Origin of the sequence: Streptomyces sp. NPDC001351 (assembly GCF_042896045.1) — a bacterium.
In the GTDB taxonomy this organism is placed as follows: domain Bacteria; phylum Actinomycetota; class Actinomycetes; order Streptomycetales; family Streptomycetaceae; genus Streptomyces.
The window spans coordinates 729,701-746,763 of sequence record NZ_JBIAWS010000004.1 but is presented as its reverse complement, the minus strand read 5'-3'; the positions used below and the strand labels follow the sequence as shown (position 1 = coordinate 746,763).

Below are 17,063 nucleotides of genomic sequence, written 5' to 3'. Positions count from 1 at the left end.
GAGGAGAACCCGATGCCCAAGATCACCTACGTGGCCGCCGACCGGAGCGAGCAGACACTCGACCTCCCCGTGGGCACCACCGTCATGCGCGGCGCCCTGTCCAACGACGTCGACGGCATCGTCGGCCAGTGCGGCGGCTACACCCAGTGCGCCAGCTGCCATGTGTACGTCGACGAGGACGCCGCCGCCAGGCTGGACCCGGTGAGCGCCGAGGAGGACGAGATGCTGGAGTTCACGGCGTGCCCGCGGGAGCCGGGCAGCCGCCTCAGCTGCCAGATCAAGGTCGGCGAGGACCTCGACGGCCTGCGGGTCCTCCTCCCGGAACGGCAGGGCTGATGGGTACCCACCCGATGTCCGCCCGGATCGTCGTCGTCGGCGCGGGACAGGCCGGCCACCAGACCGCCGCGTTCCTGCGCGAGCGCGGTCACGAAGGCCCGCTCACCCTCGTCGGCGACGAGGGGCTCCTGCCGTACGAACGCCCGCCGCTGTCCAAGGCCTATCTGAAGGGAACGGCCGACGAGAGCGGACTGTGGCTGCGGCCGGAGACGTTCTATACGCGCAACTCCATCGAGCGGGTCACCGGCAGCGCCGTCGGCCTCGACCGGGCCGCGCGGACGGTCCGCCTCGCCGACGGAAGCGTCCACCGCTACGACCACCTGGTCCTGGCGACCGGCTCCCGGGCCAGGGCCCTGCCGGTTCCCGGCGCCGGGCTGCGCGGGGTGCACACCCTGCGCTCCCTGGCGGACGCCCGGGCGCTCAAGGCGCAGCTCGCCGGGGCCGAACACGTGGTCGTCGCCGGCGCGGGCTTCGTGGGTCTCGAGTTCGCCGCCGCGGCACAGGAGCTGGGGCATCGCGTGACCGTGGTCGAGGCCATGGGCCGCCCCCTCGCCCGGGTCGCCTCGGCCGCGACCGCCGAGCACTTCGCCCGCCTGCACGAACGGCACGGCAACCGGCTGCTCTTCGGGCAGGGGATCACCCGCTTCCACGCGGAGAGCACCGGACGGGTGGCCGCGGTGGAACTCACCGACGGCCACCGGCTGCCCGCCGACCTCGTACTGGCCGGTGTCGGGGCCGTGCCGTGCACGGAACTGGCCGAGACCGCCGGACTCGAGGTCGCCGGCGGGATCGTCGTGGACTCCCGGCTGCTCACCGGCGACCCGCGCATCTCGGCGATCGGCGACTGCGCGGTGTTCCCGCACCCGCGCGCCGCCGCGCCGCTGCGCATCGAGTCGGTGCAGAACGCCGTCGACCAGGCCCGCCTGGTCGCCGACCGGCTCACCGGCACCACGAGGACCTACGAGGACCTGCCCTGGTTCTGGAGCACCCAGTTCTCGACGACCCTGCAGATCGCGGGGCTCGGCCACGGCCACGACGCCGAACTGGTCCTGGGCGAGCCGGATTCCGGCTCCTTCTCCGTGCTGCTGTTCCGCGACGACCGGCTGATCGCCGTCGAGTCCGTCGGCCGGCCCGCGGACCACATGGCGGCGCGCCGGCTGCTGGCGGGCGGCATCCCGCTCGTCCGCTGGGAGGCGGCCGCGGCGGACTTCACCCTCAAGGGGCATCTCAAGGCCCGTACGGGCCGCCTCGTACCGACACCTGCATGAGGGGCCCCACCTGCCCCGCCCCGGCGAGAGCCGCTGCCCACCGGCCTGGCTCTCGCACCCCACGCCCCGGCAGGGCGGGCCCCGATCGGGCCACCCGGCCGGCGTCGCGGACGAAGCGGTACCCGATCGGTACCGTGCCTCCGCGACCACCGTCGCGCACGCGCCATGCCGGTGCGTGCGCGACGTCCCGTGTCCGCCTAGGAGACCGCGGCCGCGGGCGGCAACTCCTCGGCCGGTACCGCCCCTTCGACGGCGGCCGTCGGCTCGTCGGTGTCCTCGATGACCTGCTCGGCGGCCGAGTCCAGGGTGGTGAGCACCCACTCGGCGACCTCGACACCGCTCTGCTCGGCGGCCTTGTTCCAGCGCTGGTACCGCTCCCGCGCGACGGCCAGCTGACGGAAGGGGACGGCGTCGGACGCCGCCGTGGGCTCGCCACCCCTGGCTTCCCGCAGCGCGTTGCGCAGTTGCTTGGTCGTCCAGGACAGTTCCTCGGCCCTGAGGAGCCATCGGTCCTGCTCCTCGGTGGGCAGGGAGGCCACCTCGGCGTGGTGCTGGAAGGTCAGCCGCGCGCGCCGCCTGGTCATGTCGAACCGACGGGCCACCCAGGCGTAGTTGCGCAGTGTCTGGTAGCGCAGCCCGGCACTGCGGATGCCCTGCAGATAGCGGTCGGAGTAGTGGTCCTTGCCGTAGGTCAGCCAGTCGCCCAGCCACCACGAGGACGAGTCCACCACACCCGCCAGCTGGCGTCCGGCACGCTCCCACTCGTCGAACGAGAGCACGTCCGGTATCTGCAGGCCGACCCTGGTCGTCAGCACCTGGTCGTTGCGCGGTTTGCGCATCCCGCGGTGCGGCGGCGGAGTCCTGGTCAGCCACGGAGTGGGCTGGGGCAGGGCCGTCGTGGGGCCTTCGGCGCCATGGTTCGAGCTCACGTACGTTCCCCCGGTCTGTTCGTCGTCTGTCTCGGTCGTCTCGGTTCGCTGTACGGGCGGGTGTCAGGACGCCATCTCGGCCTGGACGTCGAGGACATAGCCCCGGCCCCATACGGTGCGGACGGTGAGGCCCAGCGCGTTGATCCGCTGCCGGACGCGCATCATGTGCAGGTCGAGGGCGTTGCGGGTCATCGGCTCCGCACCGTGGCCGGCCTCGAACCTGAGCACCTCACGCGGGACGACCTGGCCGAAGCGGGACACCAGCAGCGACAGCAGCTCGGCCTGGGTGGGCGAGAGCGTCACCGACTGGGAGGCGAACCACAGCACGCCGTTCTCGTCGAGCTGGGGCGAGCGGAAGCGCCGGTAGCGGTACGCCAGCGCGTCGGCACGCGCCTTGAGGTCGTGGGAGGGGACCGGCGTACGGACCCAGTCCTCGTAGATGTCGTCGCAGACCGGCGCCTGCAGGCCCGCCTCGACCACCAGAATCCGAGGCACGCCACGGGACCTGCACTCCTCGCGCAGGTCCTGCTGGGCGGGCCAGCGCAACAGCTGCACTTCCCTGTTCAGCGACTTGTTGTGGGTCTGTCCTTCTTGCGTGATCATCCGAACCCCGTCTCTTCGGCAGGCCACTCCGCCACAGGACCTTCATAAACATACCAGTGCCCAGGTTTTTTTCACCCGTCCGAGCCGGGATTTTGCCTGACCGCCGAGACCATCCGGAGAACCACCCTCGCGCAAATCCCCCTAAATCTGCCCACCATTGACACACTGACAGCAGGACGCGCACGGAGGGCTACCTTCAGTGAAGAAAGTTCCAACAAACCACCTTGCTGGTTTGTTAACCTTTTACACCGCATCCAGCCTCGGGGAGAAGCCGATGATGAAACAGGAACGTGCCGCCCGCACCCGCCAGTTGCTCATCCGCTCGGCGGCCGAGGCGTTCGAGAGGCACGGGTTCACCCGGGCGAGGCTGGCGGACATCAGCTCCAGCGCCGGGGTCAGCACCGGAGCCCTGCACTTCCACTTCCCCAACAAGGACGCCCTGGCCTCGACCGTGGAGACGACGGCGGCCGAGGTCCTGCGCCGCGCGGCGGGCAGCGCCGGACAGCCGGAAGCGAACGCCCTGCAGCGGCTGGTCGGCGCGTCCCACGCCCTGGCCGACCGGCTCCACCAGGACGTCGTGGCCCGCGCGGGCTTCCGGCTCAGCTGCGGCGAGGGCTCGCATCACCCGGGCCTCGACCTGCGGGGCGAATGGTTCGAGTGCATCCGCCACCTGCTCACCGAGGCCGACGACGACAACCTCCTCGCCGAGGGCGTCTCCCGGCAGGACGCGGCCGCCTCCATCGCAGCGGCCACCACCGGCTTCGAGGTCCTGGGCCGTACGGACCCGGCCTGGCTCTCTTCCACCTCGCTCAGCCGCTTCTGGCGCCTGGTCCTCCCCCGCCTGGCCACGACGGAGGCGCTCGCCGCCCTCGACCTGCCGGCCGGCGAATCCCGTCCGACGGCGAGTTATGGAGATTTTGGAAAATAAAAACTGACTGCCCTGTCTTCTTCGCACAGTTGGCCGGTTACGTTGCCGAGGTCGGCCAGGCCATGGAGACGGGGGAACGTTCGATGACACCTGCGCAGGCTGCGCTGAGACCTGCCCTGAGCACATCCGCAGGGGACCGGTCCCTTGCGGGGAAGGTCGTCCTCATCACGGGCGCCAGCAGCGGGATCGGCCAGGCAGCGGCACGCCTGTTCGCCCGGCGGGGAGCCTGCGTGGTGCTGGTCGCCCGCAGGGAGAAGAAGCTGGTGGACCTCGTGGACGAGATCCGGGCCGCAGGGGGGCAGGCCTCCCATGCGGTGGGGGACGTGCAGAACTCCGCGGAGATCGCCCGCGCCGTCGCACACGCGACGACCACGTACGGCCGCCTGGACGCGGCCTTCAACAACGCCGGCACGGTGGTGGCCCCGCTGCCCCTTCATCTGATGGAGGACGAGGCGTACGACGAGGTCATGAACACCAATGTGCGCGGGGTGTGGAACTGCATGCGCCATGAGATCAGCGCCCTGATCTCGTCGGGCGGCGGCTCCATCATCAACACCAGCAGTACGGCCGGCCTGGTGGCCACGTCGGCCGGTGCCGCGTACATCGCCTCCAAACACGCCGTCATCGGCCTGACCAAGGCGGCCGCGGTCGAGTACGTGAAGGACGGCATCCGCATCAACGCCATCGCCCCCGGTCTGACCCGGTCGGAAATGACCGACGACTGGTTCGCCCGCCACGCCGGGGCCAGGGAGCGCAGCCTCGCCTCGGCACCGCAGGCCCGCGTCGCCGACCCGGAGGAAGTGGCCGAGGCCGCCGCCTGGCTGTGCAGCGACGCGGCCTCGTTCGTCACCGGCGCGACCCTGCCCGTGGACGGCGGAGCCACCGCCTGGTGAACCGCCCGGTCAGACCGGCTGCGCCGCCTCGAGGTCCTCGCTCCTGATCTGCGCGTACACCCGTGCCCCGCGGTCCGCCGCCGTGTCCAGGTTCGCCAGGACCGCGGGGGCCGCGATCGAGGGCAGCAGGTGCCGGAAGAGGACGGAGACCCGGTGCTCGATGTCCGCCAGGTCCTTCTCGAGATGCGAGTAGGTCTGGGCGCCGTGGAAGGACGTCAGGACGAACTCCGCGGTCTCCCGCGGCACCACGTGCGCGAGGACCTCGTTGCGTTGCTGCGCCTCGACCAGATAGCGGGTGAGCAGCTCTATCCAGGCCGGCCAGGCGCTGCCGTAGTGGCTGCGTCCGTCCCGGTCCTCCGAGAGCTTGGCACCGGCGCGCAGCACGGGATCGTCCGACAGCCGGTGGGCCACCACCATGGCGGTGTCCACCATCTCCTGGAGCTTGAAGCTCTGGGCGGGGACGTCCAGCGACGTCTGCACCTCCAGGACCCCCTTGGCCAGGGCCTGCTTCGAGTCGAAGTGGAAGTACAAGGCGCCCTTGGTGACTCCGGCGACCTTGAGGATGTCGGCGACGGTCGTGGCGGCGTACCCGCGCTCGGCGAACACCTCGGCGGCCGCTTGCAGAATCACCCCGCGGGTCCGGATCGCACGCTCCTGCTGCGCCATGGGACCTCCCCTCAGGTCGAGGACTTGCCTGGGACGGTCGCACAAAGAAACCGCCAAGCACGTACCTTATACGGGCAGGGAGAAAGCCGTAAGAGACCGAGTGGTCCAATTTGTGGTCCAAGCGTCGATCCGCACCGATCGAACACGGCGCGGCTCAACACAAAGGAACACGGACTGCCCGATTCCGGCGCTCGACCCGGGCGGCACGGTGATACGCGCGCGGCAGAGTGCGGATCAGCGGCGGCCTACCGCGGCGACCGCGGCCGCGGCCTCGGCGTCGACGGTCCGCAGCAGCCCTTCGTCGATCGCCTCGAGCGACGGGACCACATGGCGCACGCCGGCCCGCCGCATCAGCTGCTCCTGGAAACTGTGCTCGTAGTCGGTCGGGCACCCGATGAACGGGGCCCCGAGCGCCTGCGCCGCCTCCGCAACGCTCGCCGCGTCGTCGATGAACAGCGCCTCGTCGCAGCGGAGCCCGAAGACGTCCTCCGCGATCTCCCGGATCCCCGGCCGGACGGCATCGGTGCACACGTACACGGGATCGTCGAAGAACCCTGCGTACGCCTCGAGATGCGCGTCGAAGTGCGAGCGGTCGAGCCCGCCGTAGCAGACCACGCGGACCCCGAGATCACGCAGCACGGCGAGCAGGGCGCCCGCGCCGGGCTGCACTCGGAGCGGATGCTCCCGGAGGTACTCGTCCCGCTCGCGGAAGTAGGCCCGCGCCAGTTCCTCCGGGGTCCCCTCCAGCCCGGTGGCCGCGGCCGCCTCCAGCCGGGGGCGGGACAGCACCGCACGTTCCACCTCGGCCGTGTACCGCCCGCCGCGGCTCACGATGAACCGGTGGATCACGGGGCTGAACGTGTCGTTGAGCAGCACACCGTCGATGTTCACCGCGACCAGTCGCAGATGGCAGAGGGTCATGTGGGCTCCCGCGTGACATAAACCAGGCACGCGGTTTCATCGGTGGGTCATTTCGCCCCCCGTGACCCCGATCGCGCCCCAACTCCTGCATCATCCATCGCAATTGATGTCCACACCAGCCTTGAAAAAAACCGGTGAGTACGTATCTTTGGAGCATCCATTCGCCTCCTTGGGGGAGAGGTCCATGAGTGTGCTGACGGTTCATGAGCCAGAGCACCGCCACATCGACCGACCGGAGGAACACCTTCCCGGAGAACGGCTCGACGAGCTGCCGCGGCTGACCACAACGGTGCCCCGGGAGTACGTCCACCGGGCCTCTGTCGCTGAGGTCTTCCTGACCAGCTGTACGCGGATCGACGAGACGCACTTCACGCTCACCGGGCAGTGGCCCCGGGCGCACACCTACTTCAACAGCTCCGACGGCCTGCGGCACGACCCTCTGCAGGTAGCCGAAACCATTCGCCAGGCGGGCCTGTGCGTGGCCCACTCGGAACTCGGAGTCCTGCTCGGCCAGCACTTCGTACTGTGGGACCTGAGCTGGACGGCCGCACCGGAGCAGCTCGGCATCGGGGCCACGCCGACCGACTTCGTCGTGGACGCCGTGATCGCCACCGAGGGCCGCAAGAACGCCGTGACGGTCAAGAGGCGCCTGGAGGTGACGATCCGGCGCGACGGACGCACCGCTGCGACGGGTACCTCTCGCTTCACCTGCCTCACGCCGGAGACGTACCGGCGACTGCGGGGGGACGCGCTGTCGTCCTCACCCGGCCCCGGGCCGCAGGAGCCCCCGGCCCGCATGGACCCGGCCGAGGTCGGCCGGACCCTCCCGGGCGAGGTGGTGCTCGCGCCCACCGACCGGCCGCACTGCTGGCTGCTCGCCCCCGACACCCGGCACCCGGTGATGTTCGACCACGCCGGCGATCACATCCCCGGCATGGTGCTCATGGAGGCGGTGCGCCAGGCCTGCTGCGCCCTGCTCGGACCGTCCGCCACGCTGATCCCGCTGCAGGCGTCCACGGAGTTCCACCGCTATGTCGAGTTCGCCGGCCCCTGCTGGATCGAGGCCACTCCCCTGCCCGGCCGGCCGGACGGACTGGCCGGCTTCCTGGTGACGGGCCGCCAGGACGGCAAGACGGTGTTCACCTCCTCGGTCTCCGGCCCGGTCGCCCCACACTGATCGTTTTCAGAGCACCGCTCATCCTCTGATACGCTGCTCCAGCGACGTCACCCCAGCTGACGAGGGCCCCCGCAGTCACCAGATGACAGCGGCGGAAACTCGCTGGGGACACGCAGAACGGTGTGCGACACTAGGTTCACTGGTTCGCACAACACAAGGTCCTGTGGAGCAGTTTGGAGTGCTCGCCACCCTGTCAAGGTGGAGGCCGCGGGTTCAAATCCCGTCAGGACCGCTGAGGCTTCCCCGGAAGCCTCGTGGCTGGGTAGCTCAGTTGGTACGAGCGATCGCCTGAAAAGCGATAGGTCGCCGGTTCGACCCCGGCCCCAGCCACAACCCCAGGGCCCCCGTCCACCAGGACAGGGGCCCTGACCATTTCACCTGCACCTATTCCCTCCACACACACCACGACCCTGCCAAGGTGGAGGCCGCGCCCGCGGCGCAGCCGCAATCGGGTACAGCAAATCCCGTCAGGACCGCTGAGGCTTCCCCGGAAGCCTCGTGGCTGGGTAGCTCAGTTGGTACGAGCGATCGCCTGAAAAGCGATAGGTCGCCGGTTCGACCCCGGCCCCAGCCACACGGTATGAAAGCCCCGTCCCCGGACGGGGCTTTCGTCATGTGTACGGGCGTGGAGGGCTGCGATGACTGACGGATTCCAGGGCTTCGACATCGTGCGGCGAGGCTACGACCGCGCCCAGGTCGACGAGTATCTACGGCTCCTCGGCGCCGGCACGGCCCCCACCGCACCCCCCGCCTTCGACCTCGCCCGCCGCGGCTACGACCGGGCGCAGGTCGACGCCCGAATCGCCGAACTGCGGGCCGGCTGAGAACGGCGCTCCGGCCGCTTGGCAGCGAACCGCCGTAGCGCTACGTTCTGCCTGGTCGGCGTAGGGCCAAGGGGGGCGGGGGACGATGAGCCGGGACGAGGCCAAGGCGATCCGGGATGTCGAGCTGGAGAAGGACCGGGCCCGGTACGGGCTGCTGGCCGTGGTGATCAGCAATCTCGCGATCGCGGGCGTGGCGATCTTCGGGGGGTGGCGGCTCGACGGGGACAAGTCGGTGATCGTCGGTGTGCTCACGGCCGCCTTCACCGCGGTGAGCAGCATGACCACCGCCTATCTGGGGATCAAGGCCGTCTCCAACACCGCCAGGTCCATCGCGCTGGGCGACGGCGGCCTGCGGCAGCAGCCGCCCGCACCCGCGCCGCCTCCGGGGCAGCGGACCGGCTGAGCCGCACCCGCCACACCCGCGGGGCCGCCGGACGACAATTCGTTCGCCACGGATTTCTCCGGGATGAGATCCTGGATCGCGTATGTCTACGCACCCTGCCCCCGCCACCCCGGCCCTCGGCACCCTCGCCCCCCGCCTGACCGAGCTGTCCCTGCGCGACGCGCACCGGCTCGGGCGCAGGCTCGAAGGCGCGCGCAAGATCCGTAAGCCCGAGGCCCAGGCCGCCGTCCTCGCCGAGATCGAGGCGGAGATCGCGAAGGCCGAGGAGCGGATGGGCGAGCGGCGCGGCCGGGTCCCCGCCGTCTCGTATCCCGAGCAGCTGCCGGTCAGCCAGAAGAAGGACGTCATCGCGGAGGCCATCCGCGATCACCAGGTCGTCATCGTCGCCGGTGAGACCGGGTCCGGAAAGACCACCCAGATCCCCAAGATCTGTCTTGAGCTCGGGCGTGGGGTCAGGGGGATGATCGGGCACACCCAGCCCCGCCGTATCGCCGCCCGTACGGTCGCCGAGCGCGTGGCCGAGGAGATGGACACCCCGCTCGGCGAGGCCGTCGGCTGGAAGGTGCGGTTCACCGACCAGGTGAACCAGGACTCGACCTTCATCAAGCTGATGACGGACGGCATCCTGCTCGCCGAGATCCAGACCGACCGCGAGCTGCGCGCCTACGACACGATCATCATCGACGAGGCCCACGAGCGGTCCCTCAACATCGACTTCCTGCTCGGTTATCTCGCGCAGCTGCTGCCGAAGCGGCCCGACCTCAAGGTCGTGATCACCTCCGCGACCATCGACCCCGAGCGCTTCTCCCGGCACTTCGGCGACGCGCCGATCATCGAGGTCAGCGGGCGGACGTATCCGGTGGAGGTGCGCTACCGCCCGCTCCTCGAAGAGGACAGCGAGGACTCCGACCGCGACCAGATCACCGCGATCTGCGACGCGGTCGAGGAGCTCCAGGGGGAGGGCAAGGGCGACATCCTCGTCTTCCTCTCCGGGGAGCGCGAGATCCGGGACACGGCGGACGCGCTGGTCAGGAAGAACTACCGGTTCACCGAGGTGCTGCCCCTGTACGCCCGGCTGTCGCACGCCGAGCAGCACCGCGTCTTCCAGCCGCACACGGGCCGCAGGATCGTTCTGGCGACGAACGTCGCCGAGACCTCGCTGACCGTCCCGGGCATCAAGTACGTCATCGACCCGGGCTTCGCCCGTATCTCCCGCTACAGCCACCGCACCAAGGTCCAGCGCCTGCCCATCGAGCCGATCTCGCAGGCCAGCGCCAACCAGCGCAAGGGCCGCTGCGGCCGTACGTCCGACGGCATCTGCATCCGCCTCTACTCCGAGGACGACTTCCTCGCCCGCCCGGAGTTCACGGACGCGGAGATCCTCCGTACGAACCTGGCGTCCGTCATCCTGCAGATGACCGCGGCCGGCCTCGGCGACATCGAGAAGTTCCCCTTCATCGACCCGCCGGACCACCGCAACATCCGCGACGGCGTGCAGCTGCTCCAGGAGCTGCACGCGCTGGACCCGGCGGAGAAGGACGTACGCAAGCGGCTCACCCCGACCGGCCGCAGGCTCGCCCAGCTGCCCGTCGACCCGCGCCTGGCCCGCATGGTCCTGGAGGCCGACAAGAACGGCTGTGTCCGCGAGGTCATGGTCATAGCCGCCGCCCTGTCCATCCAGGACCCGCGCGAGCGCCCCGCCGACAAGCAGGCCCAGGCCGACCAGCAGCACGCCCGCTTCAAGGACGAGACGAGCGACTTCCTCGCCTACCTCAACCTGTGGCGGTACGTCCGCGAGCAGCAGAAGGAGCGGGGTTCGAGCTCCTTCCGCCGTATGTGCAAGCAGGAGTACCTCAACTTCCTGCGCATTCGCGAATGGCAGGACATCTACACGCAGTTGAGGACGGTCGCCAAGCAGATGGGCATCCACCTCAACGAGGAGGACGCCCCCGGCGACCGCATCCACGTCTCACTCCTCGCCGGCCTGCTCTCGCACATCGGCATGAAGGACGTGAAGGAGGGCGCGAAGAACGAGTATCTGGGCGCCCGCAACGCCAAGTTCGCGATCTTCCCGGGCTCGGCCCTCTTCAAGAAGCCGCCGCGGTTCGTGATGTCCGCCGAGCTGGTGGAGACGTCCCGGCTGTGGGCCCGCGTCAACGCGAAGATCGAGCCGGAGTGGGTCGAGCCGCTCGCGGAGCATTTGCTGAAGCGGACGTACAGCGAACCGCACTGGGAGAAGGACCAGGCGGCCGTGATGGCGTACGAGAAGGTCACGCTGTACGGCGTCCCGATCGTCGCCCAGCGGAAGGTGAACTACGGCCGGATCGACCCCGAGGCCAGCCGCGAGCTGTTCATCCGCAACGCGCTCGTCGAGGGCGACTGGCGTACGCACCACAAGTTCTTCGCCGACAACCGCAGACTCCTCAGCGAGGTCGAGGAGCTGGAGCACCGCGCCCGGCGCCGGGACATCGTCGTCGACGACGACACGCTCTTCGACTTCTACGACCAGAAGGTGCCCGAACACGTCGTCTCCGGCGCCCACTTCGACTCCTGGTGGAAGCGGAAGCGGCACGAGCAGCCGGAGTTCCTGGACTTCGAGCGGGAGATGCTCATCCGGGAGTCGGCGGAGGCGGTCACCAAGGCCGACTATCCGGACTCGTGGCGGCAGGGCCCGCTGAAGTTCCGTGTCACCTACCAGTTCGAGCCGGGCGCGGACGCCGACGGTGTGACCGTCCACATCCCGCTCCAGGTCCTCAACCAGGTCACGGACGAGGGCTTCGACTGGCAGATCCCGGGCCTGCGGGAGGAACTCGTCACCGAGCTGATCCGCTCCCTCCCGAAGCCGATCCGCCGCAACTACGTGCCGGCACCGAACTTCGCCAAGCGCTTCCTGGATACGGCCGTGCCGCTGCAGGAGCCCCTCACCACGACCATGGCGCGCGAACTGAAGCGCATGGTCGGCGTCCCCTTCGAGGCCTCCGACTTCGACTGGTCGAAGGTCCCGGACCATCTGCGCATCACCTTCCGCATCGTGGACGAGCGGCGGCGCAAGCTGGCCGAGGACAAGGATCTGGAGGCGCTGCGGCTCCAGCTGAGGCCGAAGGCCCGCAAGGCCCTGTCCCAGGCCGCCGCGGCCACCGCCTCGCGCGAGGGCAGCCAGTCCCTGGAGCGCAAGGGACTGACCGACTGGACGATCGGCTCCCTGACCCGCGTCTTCGAGACACGCCGGGCGGGCCAGCCGGTGAAGGCGTACCCGGCGCTGGTCGACGACGGCGACACGGTCTCGGTCCGCCTCTTCGACACGGAGGCGGAACAGGCGGAGGCGATGTGGAAGGGCACCCGTCGGCTGATCCTGCGCAACATTCCGGTCAACCCCGCGAAGTTCGCGTCCGAGAAGCTGACGAACGCCCAGAAGCTCGCCCTGTCCGCGAACCCGCACGGCTCGATCCAGGGCCTGTTCGACGACTGCGCGATGGCGGCGGCGGACAAGCTGATCGGGGACTTCGGGGGCCCGGCCTGGGACGAGGAGTCGTATCGGAAGCTGTACGACAAGGTGCGCGCGGAGATCGTGGACACCACGGTCCGTACGGTGGGGCAGGTGCAGCAGGTGCTGGCCGCCTGGCAGGCCTGTGAGCGCCGCCTGAAGGCCGTACGCAGCCCCGCGCTGCTCCCGAACCTCCAGGACGTCCGGGGGCAGCTGGACGCCCTCGTGAAGCCCGGCTTCGTCACGGAGACGGGCCTTCGCCGCCTGCCCGACCTGATGCGCTACCTGGTGGCCGCGGACCGCCGGCTCCAGCAGATGCCGACGGGGGTCCAGCGGGACACGACGCGCATGGAGAAGGTCCACGAGATGCAGGACGAGTACGCCTGGCTCCTGGAGCAGATGCCCCAGGGCCGCCCGGTCCCCTCCTCGGTGCTGGACATCCGCTGGATGATCGAGGAGCTCCGGGTCAGCTATTTCGCCCACGCGCTGGGTACGGCGTACCCGGTCTCCGACAAGCGGATCGTGAAGGCGATCGACGCGGCCGTCCCGTAACCGCCCGCGCACAGTGGGTGAGTTCGACCAGCGGGCTCACCCTCCTGTACAGTCTCTTCTCGCAACGCACGAATGGCGCCGCGAAACCTGGTCCTGTGGAGCAGTTTGGAGTGCTCGCCACCCTGTCAAGGTGGAGGCCGCGGGTTCAAATCCCGTCAGGACCGCAGTGAATGGTGAGCGAGGCCCGCACCTGGTCGGTGCGGGCCTTCTTCATGCTCGCGCGCACCCACCACGCGCGGTGTTTCAGGCCGAAGCGGGGGCTGGGGGCGCGGCACCCGGGGAGCCGTCACGGCAGCGTGTGTCACCCCCTGCACGGGCGTCCGGCGGAGCCCCATGCCGTCTTGACGGCGTCACATTCCATCGGTACCCAGAAGACAGGGCCCGTTCCCGTTCGGCCCCGTGGAGGTGGCGTATGGCGGCGTCGGTCAGGCACGAGACACGGGCCCTGCTCCGTGCGCATCTGTCGGCCGCTTCCTCGTACGGCCACCTGACCCGCCACTGCCCGATATGCCACCACCTGCTGCGGCTGGCGCTGGACTCGCCGAGGGTCGCCGAGGCCCCGGACGAGGCCGTCGAGGACGAGAGTGCCGCCGGCGCATGACGGCCACCCGCCCCAACACCCGCCCCGCCATGGGAATCTGGCCCGCATGGCTCCTTTAGCGCACGAACGCCGACACCAACAAGCACCCCGGCATGTGACGGGTGTCACCGCATGAGTTTCTGAAACCGCGGTACTTACACCCCGCCTACAAGTGGTCAATTTTATATGTGCAATTGCACCACTCGGGGTCCCCTCCGGGAGGCTGCCGCAGGGCGCCCCCCAGCCGCGCCCCCCGGGCGACCCGACACCCGCCCCCAGACTCCGACAAGGCCGCTCACAGCACCCCCGGCCAGGCACGCCGCACGCACAAAAAAGATCGCGCTGGACCCGGCGGAGTCCAGCGCGATCGACGACGCACCCTGTTACTTGCTTGGAAAGCTCTGAAGAGCGTGGGCGTGGAGCCTGTTGGGGCAGACCCCGCGTCGCTTGGAGCCAGGGTTCGGACGCTGCGGCAAGTGGGGGACCTGCCGGTTTGCCCGGTTATGCAGTTGTTCAGGCCTCGCTGCGCTGCTGCGGGATGCCCGCGAGCAGCGCACGGACCTCCGCCTCGCGGTAGCGGCGGTGCCCGCCGAGCGTTCGAATCGAAGTGAGCTTTCCGGCCTTCGCCCACCGCGTGACCGTCTTGGGGTCGACGCGGAACATCGTGGCGACCTCAGCCGGGGTCAGCAGCGGCTCGGCATCAGGGGTGCGAGCGGTCATGAGCGGCCTCCTCGGGAGAACCGAACCTTCTCGGTTCTTTCCTCTAAATTCTGCACCTTGACCCGCGTTGCCCGAAATGGTGGACGCGAGTCGAGTCGGTTATAGGACGAACGGCTTGTCCTCGGCACTACAACTACACCATCTGTCCAGCCGCGTCGGCCAAACCGATGGAATTGCCCCTCCAGGTGTTCATCAGCGACGGAAGCCGATGGACCATGCCATAGCGGACAGTCACGTCACTGTGACGATCAGTCACAGGACAATCAGGAGCCACGAGACCCCCCAAAGCGTGCAATGCTGAGATTCCGCCCACAGCGGTACGCACTGGGACGGACGGAGCCCTCCCCGGACTCCTTGTCCTATTTTGGCACGAGGAGGGGCAAGGGACGCAAGGGCCGCGTAAGTGCGGTCCGTCACGCTTGGCACAGCTTGAGATGAACGCCCGGATCGGGACCTACGTCCCATGTTGACGACACCTCAGGAAACTCAGAGCACACTTCGGTGCGAGGACGAAACCCCAAAACGGGCGATTCGTCAAACATCAGTTCGTGACCTGAGGCCGCCGTCAGTTGGCCGAGCGCCGGTCCCGGACCGACCGCCAGCGCTCCACCAGCCGCGCGTAGGCCGCCCCCGCGGCCGCCCCGTCGCCCTGCCGCAGCGCCTCGATGCCCTCGGCGACGTCCGCCGCGGAGTGGTCGTCCTCGAGCTCGCCGGCCGGCAGCGTGTGCACCAGGCCGCCGTAGTCCAGCTCCACCGTCGAACGCGGGTGGAACTCCTCCAGCCAGCGCCCCACGTCCACCAGGCCGTCGATCAGCGGCCCCTCGTCGATGCCGTCCTTGAGGGCCCGCAGGGCCCGTGCCACCCGCCGCCGCGCCTGCACCATCGGCGTCTGGTAGCGCAGCATCGGAGGGATCTCGCCGGACCCCTTGTCGAAGCGCCGCTCCTGGTCCGACACCAGCACGAACCAGTGCAGCGGCACCTGCCAGGTCGCCGTGCGGATCCACGGGCGGGCGTCCGGGTTGCGGACCAGCCAGCGCTCGTAGTCCTGGGTCGCCTGGCGCCGTACGACCTCCGGGAGCACCGCGTCCAGGACCGGCTTCGGCAGTTCCTCGGGCAGCTCCTGAAGGGCCTGCCAGCCGCGCAGCCGGGTCCGCCAGGGGCACACGCACAGCACCCCGTCGGCATCCAGCACGAAGGCGTCACTGCTCTCGTGCACCGGCACCGGGATCGGCGGGGTGGGCACCAAGTCGGCCAGGGAGCGGCGCAGTTCGTCCTGGTACGAGGGACGGTCGGCGCGCCGGGCATAGCGCGCCCAGTGGCTGCGCTCCGGCTCCGGGAAGGCGGCCAGTGGCTCGTACACGCGCAGATATGTCGCGTACGGGACGATCACCGAGGACACCTTGGGCACGCCTGCTCCCTCCCCCGCCCACCACCGGGAAAACCTGCGGAACCCGCTCACAAACCGGCGGGAAATCTATGCAAATCGTCGCACGGACGTACTCCGCGAGTGGGTGATCCTGAGCACTGCGCGGTGACGGGGGCGTCCAGGCTCTAATCTCATGCTCACAGCACCCGCCACCCCCACGGGAGCTGGTCTCCAACCGCCGCTAGCTACTCAGGAGTCACCACCGTGACCGACGTAACCGGCGCACCTGCTGATGTACTGCACACCCTGTTCCACTCGGACCAGGGCGGACATGAGCAAGTCGTGCTCTGCCAGGACCGCGCGAGCGGCCTCAAGGCCGTCATCGCCATCCACAACACCGCTCTGGGCCCCGCCCTCGGCGGTACCCGCTTCTACCCGTACGTGAACGAGGCGGAGGCCGTCGCCGACGCGCTGAACCTCGCGCGCGGGATGTCGTACAAGAACGCCATGGCCGGTCTCGACCACGGCGGCGGCAAGGCCGTGATCATCGGCGACCCGGAGCGGGACAAGACCGAGGAGCTGCTGCTCGCCTACGGTCGCATGGTCGCCTCCCTCGGCGGCCGCTACGTCACCGCGTGCGACGTCGGTACGTACGTCGCCGACATGGACGTCGTGGCCCGGGAGTGCCGCTGGACGACCGGACGGTCCCCGGAGAACGGCGGCGCCGGCGACTCCTCCGTCCTCACCGCCTTCGGCGTCTACCAGGGCATGCGCGCCAGCGCCCAGCACCTGTGGGGCGATCCCTCGCTGCGCGGCCGCAAGGTCGGCATCGCGGGCGTCGGCAAGGTCGGCCACCACCTGGTCCGGCACCTGCGCGACGAGGGCGCCGAGGTCGTCATCACCGATGTGCGCGAGGAAGCCGTGGGGCGGATCCTCGCGGCGCACCCGGAGGGCGTCAGCGCCGTCGCCGACACCGCGACCCTGATCCGCGTCGAGGGCCTGGACATCTACGCCCCCTGCGCGCTCGGCGGTGCCCTGAACGACGACACCGTGCCCGCGCTGACCGCGAGGATCGTCTGCGGCGCCGCCAACAACCAGCTCGCCCACCCGGGCGTCGAGAAGGACCTCGCCGACCGCGGGATCCTCTACGCGCCGGACTACGTGGTGAACGCCGGCGGTGTCATCCAGGTCGCCGACGAGCTGCACGGCTTCGACTTCGACCGGTGCAAGGCGAAGGCGGCGAAGATCTTCGACACCACGCTGGCCATATTCGCACGTGCGAAGACGGACGGGATTCCGCCGGCCGCGGCGGCCGACCGGATCGCCGAGCAGCGGATGCACGAGGCGGCCGCGGGGCGCAGTATCTGACCTCCGGGAGGTTTGGCCGGTACCCGTCGGCGCACACTTAGAGAG

16 protein-coding genes and 4 tRNA genes are annotated in these 17,063 nt (G+C 69.6%); 14 read left to right on the top strand and 6 right to left on the bottom strand.

Features of this window, described 5'->3' with window-relative positions; genetic code table 11:
- The first annotated feature begins 12 nt into the window (after window positions 1-12).
- Both ACFY1U_RS18465 and ACFY1U_RS18460 read left to right on the top strand, forming a co-directional pair.
- A complete protein-coding gene (locus ACFY1U_RS18465) occupies window positions 13-336 on the top strand; it encodes a 2Fe-2S iron-sulfur cluster-binding protein (RefSeq protein WP_390695131.1) in 324 nt (107 codons plus the stop codon).
- Entirely contained in the window at window positions 336-1,604 is a 1,269-nt protein-coding gene (locus tag ACFY1U_RS18460) for an NAD(P)/FAD-dependent oxidoreductase (protein WP_390695130.1), read from the top strand. The genes ACFY1U_RS18465 and ACFY1U_RS18460 overlap by 1 nt, the downstream gene beginning before the upstream one ends.
- Before the next feature lie 197 nt (window positions 1,605-1,801).
- On the opposite strand, the gene ACFY1U_RS18455 is transcribed toward ACFY1U_RS18460, so the two are convergent.
- Together ACFY1U_RS18455 and ACFY1U_RS18450 are read right to left on the bottom strand one after the other, a co-directional pair.
- Window positions 1,802-2,533 (bottom strand): LmbU family transcriptional regulator, encoded by a 732-nt coding sequence (locus ACFY1U_RS18455; RefSeq protein WP_390695129.1) that lies wholly within the window; start codon window positions 2,531-2,533, stop codon window positions 1,802-1,804.
- A 63-nt stretch (window positions 2,534-2,596) separates the two neighbouring features.
- Entirely contained in the window at window positions 2,597-3,136 is a 540-nt protein-coding gene (locus ACFY1U_RS18450) for a helix-turn-helix domain-containing protein (RefSeq protein ID WP_390695128.1), read from the bottom strand.
- A gap of 274 nt (window positions 3,137-3,410) precedes the next feature.
- On the opposite strand from ACFY1U_RS18450, the gene ACFY1U_RS18445 reads away from it, so the two are divergent.
- A complete protein-coding gene (locus ACFY1U_RS18445) occupies window positions 3,411-4,064 on the top strand; it encodes a ScbR family autoregulator-binding transcription factor (RefSeq protein ID WP_390695127.1) in 654 nt (217 codons plus the stop codon).
- Between the two features lie 83 nt (window positions 4,065-4,147).
- The gene (locus tag ACFY1U_RS18440) at window positions 4,148-4,957 is read left to right on the top strand and encodes an SDR family NAD(P)-dependent oxidoreductase (protein ID WP_390695126.1); all 810 of its coding nucleotides are present in this window, start codon (window positions 4,148-4,150) and stop codon (window positions 4,955-4,957) included.
- A 9-nt stretch (window positions 4,958-4,966) separates the two neighbouring features.
- Here the strand turns inward: ACFY1U_RS18440 and ACFY1U_RS18435 are convergent, their stop codons facing one another.
- Entirely contained in the window at window positions 4,967-5,623 is a 657-nt protein-coding gene (locus tag ACFY1U_RS18435) for a ScbR family autoregulator-binding transcription factor (protein WP_390695125.1), read from the bottom strand.
- Window positions 5,624-5,857: 234 nt separating this feature from the next.
- Window positions 5,858-6,544: an HAD family hydrolase gene (locus ACFY1U_RS18430; protein ID WP_390695124.1), complete on the bottom strand. Its 687-nt coding sequence runs from the start codon at window positions 6,542-6,544 to the stop codon at window positions 5,858-5,860.
- Between the two features lie 184 nt (window positions 6,545-6,728).
- Between ACFY1U_RS18430 and ACFY1U_RS18425 the strand changes: the two genes are divergently transcribed.
- From ACFY1U_RS18425 to ACFY1U_RS18385, 9 genes are all read left to right on the top strand, one after another.
- Window positions 6,729-7,721 (top strand): ScbA/BarX family gamma-butyrolactone biosynthesis protein, encoded by a 993-nt coding sequence (locus ACFY1U_RS18425; protein WP_390695123.1) that lies wholly within the window; start codon window positions 6,729-6,731, stop codon window positions 7,719-7,721.
- 157 nt (window positions 7,722-7,878) lie between these two features.
- A tRNA-Asp gene (locus tag ACFY1U_RS18420) sits at window positions 7,879-7,953 on the top strand.
- Between the two features lie 24 nt (window positions 7,954-7,977).
- Window positions 7,978-8,051, top strand: a tRNA-Phe gene (locus ACFY1U_RS18415).
- Window positions 8,052-8,221: 170 nt separating this feature from the next.
- A tRNA-Phe gene (locus tag ACFY1U_RS18410) sits at window positions 8,222-8,295 on the top strand.
- A 64-nt stretch (window positions 8,296-8,359) separates the two neighbouring features.
- Window positions 8,360-8,545 (top strand): DivIVA domain-containing protein, encoded by a 186-nt coding sequence (locus ACFY1U_RS18405; protein WP_266957321.1) that lies wholly within the window; start codon window positions 8,360-8,362, stop codon window positions 8,543-8,545.
- Window positions 8,546-8,630: 85 nt separating this feature from the next.
- Window positions 8,631-8,948, top strand: coding sequence for a hypothetical protein (locus tag ACFY1U_RS18400; protein ID WP_390695122.1), 318 nt, complete (start codon window positions 8,631-8,633; stop codon window positions 8,946-8,948).
- Between the two features lie 82 nt (window positions 8,949-9,030).
- A complete protein-coding gene (hrpA, locus tag ACFY1U_RS18395; protein ID WP_390695121.1) occupies window positions 9,031-12,984 on the top strand; it encodes an ATP-dependent RNA helicase HrpA in 3,954 nt (1,317 codons plus the stop codon).
- Window positions 12,985-13,073: 89 nt separating this feature from the next.
- A tRNA-Asp gene (locus tag ACFY1U_RS18390) sits at window positions 13,074-13,148 on the top strand.
- Window positions 13,149-13,396: 248 nt separating this feature from the next.
- Window positions 13,397-13,585 (top strand): DUF6274 family protein, encoded by a 189-nt coding sequence (locus tag ACFY1U_RS18385; protein WP_390695120.1) that lies wholly within the window; start codon window positions 13,397-13,399, stop codon window positions 13,583-13,585.
- Between the two features lie 492 nt (window positions 13,586-14,077).
- Here the strand turns inward: ACFY1U_RS18385 and bldC are convergent, their stop codons facing one another.
- Both bldC and ACFY1U_RS18375 read right to left on the bottom strand, forming a co-directional pair.
- Complete coding sequence (gene bldC, locus ACFY1U_RS18380) at window positions 14,078-14,284, bottom strand: developmental transcriptional regulator BldC (RefSeq protein ID WP_003949541.1); 207 nt, start codon at window positions 14,282-14,284, stop codon at window positions 14,078-14,080.
- 565 nt (window positions 14,285-14,849) lie between these two features.
- Complete coding sequence (locus ACFY1U_RS18375; RefSeq protein ID WP_390695119.1) at window positions 14,850-15,692, bottom strand: hypothetical protein; 843 nt, start codon at window positions 15,690-15,692, stop codon at window positions 14,850-14,852.
- A gap of 222 nt (window positions 15,693-15,914) precedes the next feature.
- Between ACFY1U_RS18375 and ACFY1U_RS18370 the strand changes: the two genes are divergently transcribed.
- A complete protein-coding gene (locus tag ACFY1U_RS18370; protein ID WP_390695118.1) occupies window positions 15,915-17,018 on the top strand; it encodes a Leu/Phe/Val dehydrogenase in 1,104 nt (367 codons plus the stop codon).
- The last annotated feature ends 45 nt before the right edge of the window (window positions 17,019-17,063 follow it).

Excerpts from the sequence above, each read along its gene's own strand:
- ACFY1U_RS18440 (WP_390695126.1), top strand. The coding sequence starts at position 4,148 with ATGACACCTGCGCAGGCTGCGCTGAGACCTGCCCTGAGCACATCCGCA.
- ACFY1U_RS18465 (WP_390695131.1), top strand. The coding sequence starts at position 13 with ATGCCCAAGATCACCTACGTGGCCGCCGACCGGAGCGAGCAGACACTC.
- ACFY1U_RS18405 (WP_266957321.1), top strand. The coding sequence starts at position 8,360 with ATGACTGACGGATTCCAGGGCTTCGACATCGTGCGGCGAGGCTACGAC.
- ACFY1U_RS18400 (WP_390695122.1), top strand. The coding sequence starts at position 8,631 with ATGAGCCGGGACGAGGCCAAGGCGATCCGGGATGTCGAGCTGGAGAAG.
- ACFY1U_RS18430 (WP_390695124.1), bottom strand. The coding sequence starts at position 6,544 with ATGACCCTCTGCCATCTGCGACTGGTCGCGGTGAACATCGACGGTGTG.
- ACFY1U_RS18425 (WP_390695123.1), top strand. The coding sequence starts at position 6,729 with ATGAGTGTGCTGACGGTTCATGAGCCAGAGCACCGCCACATCGACCGA.
- bldC (WP_003949541.1), bottom strand. The coding sequence starts at position 14,284 with ATGACCGCTCGCACCCCTGATGCCGAGCCGCTGCTGACCCCGGCTGAG.
- hrpA (WP_390695121.1), top strand. The coding sequence starts at position 9,031 with ATGTCTACGCACCCTGCCCCCGCCACCCCGGCCCTCGGCACCCTCGCC.
- ACFY1U_RS18445 (WP_390695127.1), top strand. The coding sequence starts at position 3,411 with ATGATGAAACAGGAACGTGCCGCCCGCACCCGCCAGTTGCTCATCCGC.
- ACFY1U_RS18460 (WP_390695130.1), top strand. The coding sequence starts at position 336 with ATGGGTACCCACCCGATGTCCGCCCGGATCGTCGTCGTCGGCGCGGGA.
- ACFY1U_RS18385 (WP_390695120.1), top strand. The coding sequence starts at position 13,397 with ATGGCGGCGTCGGTCAGGCACGAGACACGGGCCCTGCTCCGTGCGCAT.
- ACFY1U_RS18450 (WP_390695128.1), bottom strand. The coding sequence starts at position 3,136 with ATGATCACGCAAGAAGGACAGACCCACAACAAGTCGCTGAACAGGGAA.
- ACFY1U_RS18435 (WP_390695125.1), bottom strand. The coding sequence starts at position 5,623 with ATGGCGCAGCAGGAGCGTGCGATCCGGACCCGCGGGGTGATTCTGCAA.